General features: G+C 53.0%; 8 protein-coding genes and 1 pseudogene. 4 read left to right on the forward strand and 5 right to left on the reverse strand.

The features are described 5' to 3' along the window. Positions 1 to 358: 358 nt before the first annotated feature. Positions 359 to 535 (reverse strand): hypothetical protein, encoded by a 177-nt coding sequence (locus ACR0IM_RS16835; RefSeq protein ID WP_480643641.1) that lies wholly within the window; start codon positions 533 to 535, stop codon positions 359 to 361. Between the two features lie 200 nt (positions 536 to 735). On the opposite strand from ACR0IM_RS16835, the gene ACR0IM_RS16840 reads away from it, so the two are divergent. From ACR0IM_RS16840 to ACR0IM_RS16850, 3 genes are all read left to right on the forward strand, one after another. After that, on the forward strand, positions 736 to 1185 hold the full coding sequence (locus ACR0IM_RS16840; RefSeq protein ID WP_480682605.1) for a phasin family protein: 450 nt from the start codon (positions 736 to 738) through the stop codon (positions 1183 to 1185). Positions 1186 to 1243: 58 nt separating this feature from the next. Further along, on the forward strand, positions 1244 to 1651 hold the full coding sequence (locus ACR0IM_RS16845) for a universal stress protein (protein WP_480682606.1): 408 nt from the start codon (positions 1244 to 1246) through the stop codon (positions 1649 to 1651). 238 nt (positions 1652 to 1889) lie between these two features. Continuing rightward, the gene (locus ACR0IM_RS16850) at positions 1890 to 2876 is read left to right on the forward strand and encodes a zinc-dependent alcohol dehydrogenase family protein (RefSeq protein WP_480682607.1); all 987 of its coding nucleotides are present in this window, start codon (positions 1890 to 1892) and stop codon (positions 2874 to 2876) included. 186 nt (positions 2877 to 3062) lie between these two features. Here ACR0IM_RS16850 and ACR0IM_RS16855 read toward each other — a convergent pair whose 3' ends face one another. The 4 genes from ACR0IM_RS16855 to ACR0IM_RS16870 all read right to left on the reverse strand — a co-directional run bounded on the left by ACR0IM_RS16855 (position 3063) and on the right by ACR0IM_RS16870 (position 7418). Further along, positions 3063 to 4580: a bifunctional aminoglycoside phosphotransferase/ATP-binding protein gene (locus ACR0IM_RS16855; protein ID WP_480682608.1), complete on the reverse strand. Its 1518-nt coding sequence runs from the start codon at positions 4578 to 4580 to the stop codon at positions 3063 to 3065. 339 nt (positions 4581 to 4919) lie between these two features. Then, the gene (locus tag ACR0IM_RS16860; RefSeq protein WP_480682609.1) at positions 4920 to 5705 is read right to left on the reverse strand and encodes a formate/nitrite transporter family protein; all 786 of its coding nucleotides are present in this window, start codon (positions 5703 to 5705) and stop codon (positions 4920 to 4922) included. Positions 5706 to 6042: 337 nt separating this feature from the next. Next, entirely contained in the window at positions 6043 to 6489 is a 447-nt protein-coding gene (locus ACR0IM_RS16865) for a universal stress protein (RefSeq protein ID WP_480682610.1), read from the reverse strand. Positions 6490 to 6737: 248 nt separating this feature from the next. Beyond that, positions 6738 to 7418, reverse strand: coding sequence for an IS6 family transposase (locus ACR0IM_RS16870; RefSeq protein ID WP_480643648.1), 681 nt, complete (start codon positions 7416 to 7418; stop codon positions 6738 to 6740). Positions 7419 to 7510: 92 nt separating this feature from the next. Here ACR0IM_RS16870 and ACR0IM_RS16875 point away from each other — a divergent pair. Next, positions 7511 to 7945: pseudogene (locus ACR0IM_RS16875) on the forward strand (DDE-type integrase/transposase/recombinase); the annotation flags it as partial. Positions 7946 to 8110 lie beyond the last annotated feature (165 nt).

Below are 8110 nucleotides of genomic sequence, written 5' to 3' on the forward strand. Positions count from 1 at the left end.
TGACCGTGGCCCAACCGTCCGCATGACCAGCCAGAACCAAGGCGATACTGAAAACGATAAGACCCTACGCGTCATCAATTACAACCACACCCTTCAGCGTTTCAGTGAAACTGTTGGTTGTTCCAGATTGTTTGATCACATCGGTCATTGCAGCCGGAGCTGTTGACGTGGCTGTTGCGGCCAACACCAACGCCAACCCAGAGGGCAGCCCAATTGCTGTCAATCCGACAGACACAATAACGACGGTCGCAACCACAATCGAAATCGCCAGAATAGCTCGACCATGGCTTGCGAAGTTCTCCCGCGTCAAAGACCCCCAAGAAGAAACGCGACCATCGTCAAGACCACAATGGACACTTCATCGAACCACATCAACCTCGTGCGGGATCAGCCCCATTCCGGCGTTCCCGGCGATCAGACCGAGGAAAAGTAAGTTTGTAACCCGAGGAAGATGCGTGGCCCGGCCAAGCTGATCGACCGCCAATCCGGCGAGGAAAAGAAAACCAAGGGTGATCAGAAAGCCGGCAACGTCCATAGATAACCAAGCGTTAAGTACTTGCTGTGATTAGTGTCACTCCAATCTGGCCTACCAGAAAACAATGTCTGAGGAAATGAGGGCGATTCACCTTGGGCCTATTTAAATAGCCTAAAAATATGGGATTTTGATCTGCATTAAGGTGGAGAATCTTTGCATTTGTTAGAATTGCGAATTCACGGAATGAGGAGGAAAGTTCGATGTCGACCAAGAAGTCTAAATCTAACCCTCCGTCCAGTCTCATGGACGTGTTCAAACAAATGCAGCCACCAATTGCAGGCAATTCGGCCTTTGGTGCTCAGATCGAACAGTTCTGGGATGCACAAGAGAAAATGCTTAAAGAAACAGAGACCTTTGCGCAGCATTGGTTCGAACGACGCCATGAGGCGGTTCGGACTGCGCTGCAAGCGGCACGTACTGTGTCTTCTGCGAACCCGTCAGATCCCTCGAAAGCCCTTCAGAGCATCACAGACTGGCAGCGTCACTCGACTGAACGGTTGGTCGCTGACGCTCAGGAATGGTTCGAAACCGTGACCCGCTGCGCAGCATACGTTGCTGAAACCGAAGCTGAAGCTGTAGAGAAAACAGTTGATGATGTCGCGGCCGCGACTAAGAGTGCGGGGAAATCCTCGAAGTTTGAACCTGTGTAGGGTTCCTTCCGCAGCAGACATCAGACTGAAGGCGCAGGAGCCTTAGAAAGGAGTTCGTATGTATAAGAACATCCTGATCCCTGTCATGCTGGACCAAGACCACGACACGCGAGCATCCTTTGAAGCTGCGCGCCAATTGGCCGATGCGGACGCTGCCTTCATCGTCGTGCACGTCCAGGAGCCGATCCCTGCATATGTAGGGTCTCAGATTCCGAGCGAAGTGCACGCGAATACGCGGCATGAAATTCTGGAAAAACTACATCAGAAGGCCTCTGAAATCCCGGGCGCGGAGGCTCAGCTTATCTCTGGGCATGCAGGCAGGGCTATTGTCGACTTCGCAGGCGAAAACGATGTAGATTGCATAATCGTGGCATCGCACAAGCCCGGCTTCGAGGACATATTTCTTGGTTCTACTGCAAACAGGGTTGTGCATCACGCTAAGTGCTCGGTGCACGTGATACGCTGATCCGTCATCAGCGGCTTCAGCCTGTTTTGCCGAGTTTGCGCGTGTAGGTTCGACGGTGAGTTTATCGGGCAGCCGTATCGAGGGCCTTGCGTTGGATCAAGCCCGGCTCCCATGGCCACGTACCATTGGTCTGAGCCGCAGTTTCGCGTCAGTGCATGTGTGTCAAGCGGTGATGACCTAATTCGAAAGGTTGGGACTCTCGAATAAGATCGAATGGTCGCCCAAAAGGAACAACATCATGACGCTTGCAATGGTTTTCAGGGGTAGTGGTCGCACGCTTCATCCTGAAGGTATCGAACTCCCGCCACCAGACGAGCAAGAAATTCTGATCAAGGTCGAAGCATGTGGTGTCTGCCGGACTGATCTGCATGTTGTGGATGGGGATCTCAAGCATCCTAAACTTCCATTGGTTCCTGGCCATGAAGTTGTCGGACGGATTCTGAAAAAAGGTGATGGCGTGACCGGTTTCGAAACTGGGCAGCGGGTTGGAGTGCCCTGGCTTGGATCCACCTGCGGAAGGTGTCGATACTGCCGAGACGAGCAGGAAAACCTCTGCGATGCCCCAGTCTTTACAGGATACACGCAAAACGGTGGTTTCGCGGAAGCGTGCCTGGCCGATGCGCGATTTGTCTTTGCGTTGCCGGAGACAGCTGATCCGGTCGCGCTCGCGCCTCTATTGTGCGCTGGACTTATCGGATTTCGCTGTCTTCGAATGGCGGAAGATGCAAAACACATCGGGTTCTATGGATTTGGAGCGGCCGCGCATATCTTGGCGCAGCTTGCGATTTGGCAGGGCCGCAGCGTTTACGCACTTACCCGGCCCGGCGATTTTGAGGCCCAGGCCTTTGCTCGAGATCTGGGGGCGGCGTGGGCCGGCGGTTCCGATGAACAGCCTCCGGTGGAGTTGGACGCCGCGATCATTTTTGCACCCGCAGGATCACTTGTACCAACGGCGTTACGTGCTGTGCGAAAGGGCGGCCGCGTCGTTTGCGGCGGTATTCACATGAGTGATATCCCCTCATTTCCCTATAGTGACCTTTGGGGAGAACGGCATGTCCTTTCTGTGGCAAACCTCACCCGACAGGATGGCGAAGAGTTCTTCGCGGTTGTCGAAGGGGCTGGTATCAAACCGCAAACGCACGCCTACGCACTGAATGATGCAAACCAAGCTCTATCGGATCTGCGAGACGGGCGCTTACAAGGTGCCGCGGTTTTGGTTCCCTGAACGGGCATTCAAAAGAAAGGACCATATTGTCGGTTTAAACGCTGCTGTTGGGATTGGTTTGGGTGCAGTTAACGGCATTGTCCGAAACGTCACTTGGCAGTCGCGTGACAGCAAGCTGACACACTATCGCGTTTTCTCTTCAAATTCTCACTTTCTTGCTAGAAAATCGAGCTGGACACACTGATTTCAACTCAGCACTCTTAAGATTTGCAAGCGAGTATCTTCAATTGAGCAAGAGGTTTTGCACAGAGTCCATGCAATAGGGTTTGATTGCCTTTTCAGCTGCATCTCCAGAACTCTCGGGGTAGCGTCTGACGCCGATTTGCCGCGATTTAGAATTCGGCGGCTTAGTTCTTCCGGCGCTGCATCTAACCAGATGCCATCAAAGCGAATGCCAATATCTCGCGCCGCCCGTTCGATGTCATTTCGTCGGTCAGGACGGTCAAAAACCGCATCGACAACTACAGGGCACCCGGCCTTCAACAGTGCGGTGGCGCGACGCGCCATCGTACCATAAACCTTGTCCGAAACACTCGGTCGATAAGCGCTTTCAGGTAGTTTGGTATTTGGATCGACACCAAACATTGCTTTGCGTGTCCGATCACTTTCTATCAATCTTGCACCGGGAGCAGCCCCAATCACAGGAGCAATTACACTGGATATAGTCGACTTGCCACTGCCACTAATACCGCCAATCGCCACCAGGCGCGGTTTCGTGGTTTTCAGCAGGTTTGTTGCCAGGTCATAGTAACTATGTGCCTCCCGCTTCTTCGCAAGGGCGGCTTCGTTTTCGGAGTCCTCGGATTGCGTTGCGAGTACATGCGCTCGCACGGCTGCACGAAGAGCAATAAAGAAGGTTAGACAAGGAAAGCCGTCTTCTTCCTCCGAACAATCCATGTATTGGTTCACGACGAGGTTCGCGAGAAGCCTCAGGTTCCTGTGCCACAGGTCCATGGCCAGAAAAGCCAAATCATAGAGAACGTCTACAGTTGCCAGCTGATCGTTGAAATCTATGCAATCAAACAGTCTCGGACGCCCCGCGAACATGCAGATATTTCGTAGGTGAAGGTCGCCATGGCAGCGCTTAATGCACCCACGCGCGGATCTTTTCTCAAGAGTTGCAGCCATCCTGTTCAATTGCAGGCGAAAAGCTTCATCGATTTGGTCAATTTCGGCATCTGAAAACACTGTGCTCTGTTTAAATCCGGCCTGGTTTATGTCTAAGACCGCTTTGACATTATCGACTCCACCGGTTTGGATTTTTTTCGCCACAACATGGGCTTCTGCGATTGTTTTGGCTAAGTTGCTCAGGATGCTCGGTGTCAACTTTCCTCGCAAAGCCATTTGGTCCAGAATAGCTTCTTGCTCAAAGCGTGCCATCTCGACAACCGCGTCGACGACGTCCCCAGAGCCATCAAATCTCAGCTTTGATCCACAACGTTTAATACGGCGAACCCCAAGGTAGATGTCTGGCGACGTAGCCTTGTTAAGCCTCAACTCTTTGTCACAGGCAACAGAGCGAATTTCCGCAGTTGAGAAATCCGCATATGGCAACCGGACTGCCTTCTTAAGCTTGAAGGCTCGATCCCCGGCAAGAAACACAGTGGAGATGTGGGTTTCGATGACGTGAATCGGCCCGTCAACGGAGTAGGTAGCGGGGTCTGAAAGGAATGCCATCACTTCGCTTTGGTCTTCGACTATCATCTTAGGCGCTTATCGACCGAAAAATTAGTGCGCTTCCAATATACTACAGAAAACATTCACCCAATTTGAGATGCATCAAGGGCTGAATAAAACCAGTGTTCTTCAATTCACAAAGTGTCAAATACCATTGCACGCAAACCGATAGGCTATTCAAAGCGGCCTCTACGCGTCACAACCCGTTAGTTCACCCGACCAACCTAGTTGGCCACGATTAGCATCAGGCATTCGGTGCTCTTCCCTCCAAGCCCGAGTTCCACGGATCACGTAAACTTAGTATTTGGTACGATGTACGACCCTGTTCGCAGTCGAGCGGAGGAAAATATCCTCGAAACCCGGCTCTTACCGTTTAGTACCGCCAAGAAAAGCAAACCAATAGGCCAGGGCCACTCCTCCCGCCCCGCCGACAATGTTGCCAAGAGTGACCCACAATAGGTTGGCAGCCGCGGCGAAAATCGGCACAGTTGCCCCCGCTGCCCAGCCCTGCGGGAAGAAGAACATGTTCGCAATCGAGTGCTCGAGCCCCAGCAGCACAAATGCTGTGACGGGCCATAATACAGCCAGGACCTTGCCGGCGACGCTGCGGGCGGCGAAAGACAGCCATACGGCCAGGCAAACCAGCCCGTTGCACAATGCGCCACGGGCGAAGGCCTCCATCGGTTCCAACCCTGCTTTGGCATTGGCGATCCCCACTGCGGTGCTGCCCATCGGCCCCTCGAGCAGGCCGGTCAGGGCGAAGGCAAATGCAAGCCCGACGGCACCTGCGAAGTTTCCGGCGTAGACGATGCCCCAGCTTCGGAACAGCAGCCGCAGCGGTATCTTGCGGTCGACCGCTGCGATCACCATCAAAACATTACCAGTAAACAACTCTGCCCCACCTGCGATCACCAGGATAAGGCCTAAAGAAAATACTGCTCCACCCAGAACGCGGATCGGCCCCGCAGCGCTGTCTGCTCCTGTGACCGCCATCGTATAGGCCGCTGCGCCAAACCCTATGAATGCTCCGGCTAGCATCGCAAGAACGAGCATGGGTGCCACTGGCAATTTTGCCTTTGCGACTCCAGCAGTCTCAACCAACGTCGCGATTTCAGCGGGTTTGTGAGCATCGAACGGGGCCGGTGTGTTCATGTGGGGCTCCATAGTGTGCACGGATCTAAATAGCAGGGGTTCACAGCATGTCTTCTGACCAGGAACTGATGCGCAAAAAACGGGAAGCTCACTCGTGGTTAGGGTAATGTCGCCTAACACAGTTTGGCGCGCGGTCATGTCCACAGGCACCCATGAGCCCAAATTCAGCCCCCGCTTTCATGCCACCGATTTCAAGTAGTGTAAGTATGTTTCCATTTACACCGTCGGGAATTCAGCGTCACGGAGTAGCCATCGAATCTTAGTTCTGTCACGAGGCTTCAATGCAGAGCTTTGGGATCGTCATCGTTTTTGCGCCGATTGGGACTAAGTTTAAAAACTAGGCGACAGTTAATACCGCACAAGTGGCATTACGACTGATTCCTTGAGAGGTGCTCCCTTGAATTAGGCTACCAATGCTACCCAATCCGCGGCGGCCCGTCACAATCAGGTCAGCTGTGCATTGCTCGGCGCATGCGATGATCTCGTCGACCGGATCACCGCGTTGGTTATGCGTTTGAGAAACCGCCTGATTATACTCTTCGGCAATCTCTTTACCCGCGGAAATGATCTTGTCTGCTGCCTGCTGCACCTCTTCGTCTGAAGGCATTGTCGTGACGGCGTGATAACCAGCAACCGCGCCCATTGCGAACGCCACGGTTTGCGGCTGAGGTGTATGAACTAGGTGAATTTGGGAGCCATATTTGCTTGAGATATCACAGGCAACGCGCAGTGCTGCTTCTGACGCCTCCGATCCATCCAAGCCAACCACGATCGTTTTGAACATATCGCGCTACCTCCTTAATGAGGGTTTAGTATGGGTGAACTTGCGCCAACTAGCTTTGACTCAAATCAACACTTTTCGCTGCAACTTCCAGCGCAGTCGTCCGTCCATTTCCAGAGGATCCATGGTACCTTAACCAACCTTTTAGATTCGTTGGGTTTGCAAGCGGGTCATGCCAAAGGAATGTGTCGCAAACTGGCTCTGTCGCAATCTCTGGTGTCGATCACAGCTATCGCATTGGCAGGCGGTTGTTACTCAGCTAGGTCTGCAAATTGACGGAATCCGTTTGTCGAAGGTTCCAGCTGACCCTTGCGGATCATGTTTGCGGTCTCGATTCCTGCGAGTGTCGCTGCAGCAGAGGCGGACCTCTTGAAGCCGAGCATCGGCCTCGTGAGCCGCTTGATGAACCGGTGATCCTGCTCAATGATGTTGTTTAAGTATTTTGATCTGACAGTGTCGATCTTAACCGGTATCCGCAATCGCTTGAAGATTTTGTTGATCTCTTTGATCCCGGCCGCATTGCTCCTGCTTTTGTCGATGGTGATACGTTTCGGGATGCCATTGTTGAGCAATGCGTTGGCGAAGAACTTCTTTGCCGCTTTCGTATCTCGCTTCTTAGAAAGCATGAAATCAAGGGTTTGACCGTCACGATCGACGGCCCGGTACAGATAGACCCATTCATCGCGAACCTTTACATAGGTTTCGTCCATGCGCCAAGAATCTGCTGTCTTGGTCTTCCTTTTCTGAGCCGCGCGAGCGGCCAGGGGCGAATACTTCACGACCCAGCGGTTCAGCGTCGCATGATCAACGGGCACACCACGTTCCGCCATGATCTCTTCCAGGTCACGGTACGAGACGCCGTACCGAACGTAGAAATAGACCGCGAACAGGATCACAGATTGTGGAAAATGTGCACCTTTGAAGTCGATCACCGGAGATTCGCAAACAGTATTGCAGACCAAGCACCAGTTGGATCAAACCGCGCGAAGGTGCAACAGGCCGACCAAAGTTTGCGACAGAGCCCGGCAGGACACTTGGCTTCATGCTTTCACGACGTCGAAACAAACCAGCCGCCACCAAGTTCTTCGTTCGAATGCTTGAATGCAATGGCCTTCCACGAAAGATCGTCATCGACAAGAGCGGCGCCAACACTGCTGGTATCAAAGCCGTCAACACCATGCTCAAGAGTTTTGGATGTCCAATTTCAATTGAGATGTTGCATCGGAAGTACCTTAACAATCTCATTGAACAAGACCATCGTTTCATCAAACGCCGGATCCGCCCAATGCTAGGATTCAAGTCGTTCGCTTCCGCCTCCGCTACGCTGGATGGGATTGAAGTTGCGCACATGATCCGCAAAATTCCCCATAACCAGAGCCCCCCACCTTATTATGCGCAAAATTCACCACTTTTGCTCGTTTCTTATGTCGTGCAATCAAATTCCTATTATACCCGATAAGTACCCCTTATCGTGTTTGATTGATTTCACCGGGAAACAGGTACAGACTGGCTGCCATGAAGCCTCCTGCCCCGCACCTTCCCGGCCCCTTCCCGGCCCTCTCCCAGGCGGATCAGGAGGCCCTGACCGACCTCTATGTCCGCGGCACGCCGGCCAATACGCTGC

The organism is Ruegeria sp. BF6 (assembly GCF_056538665.1).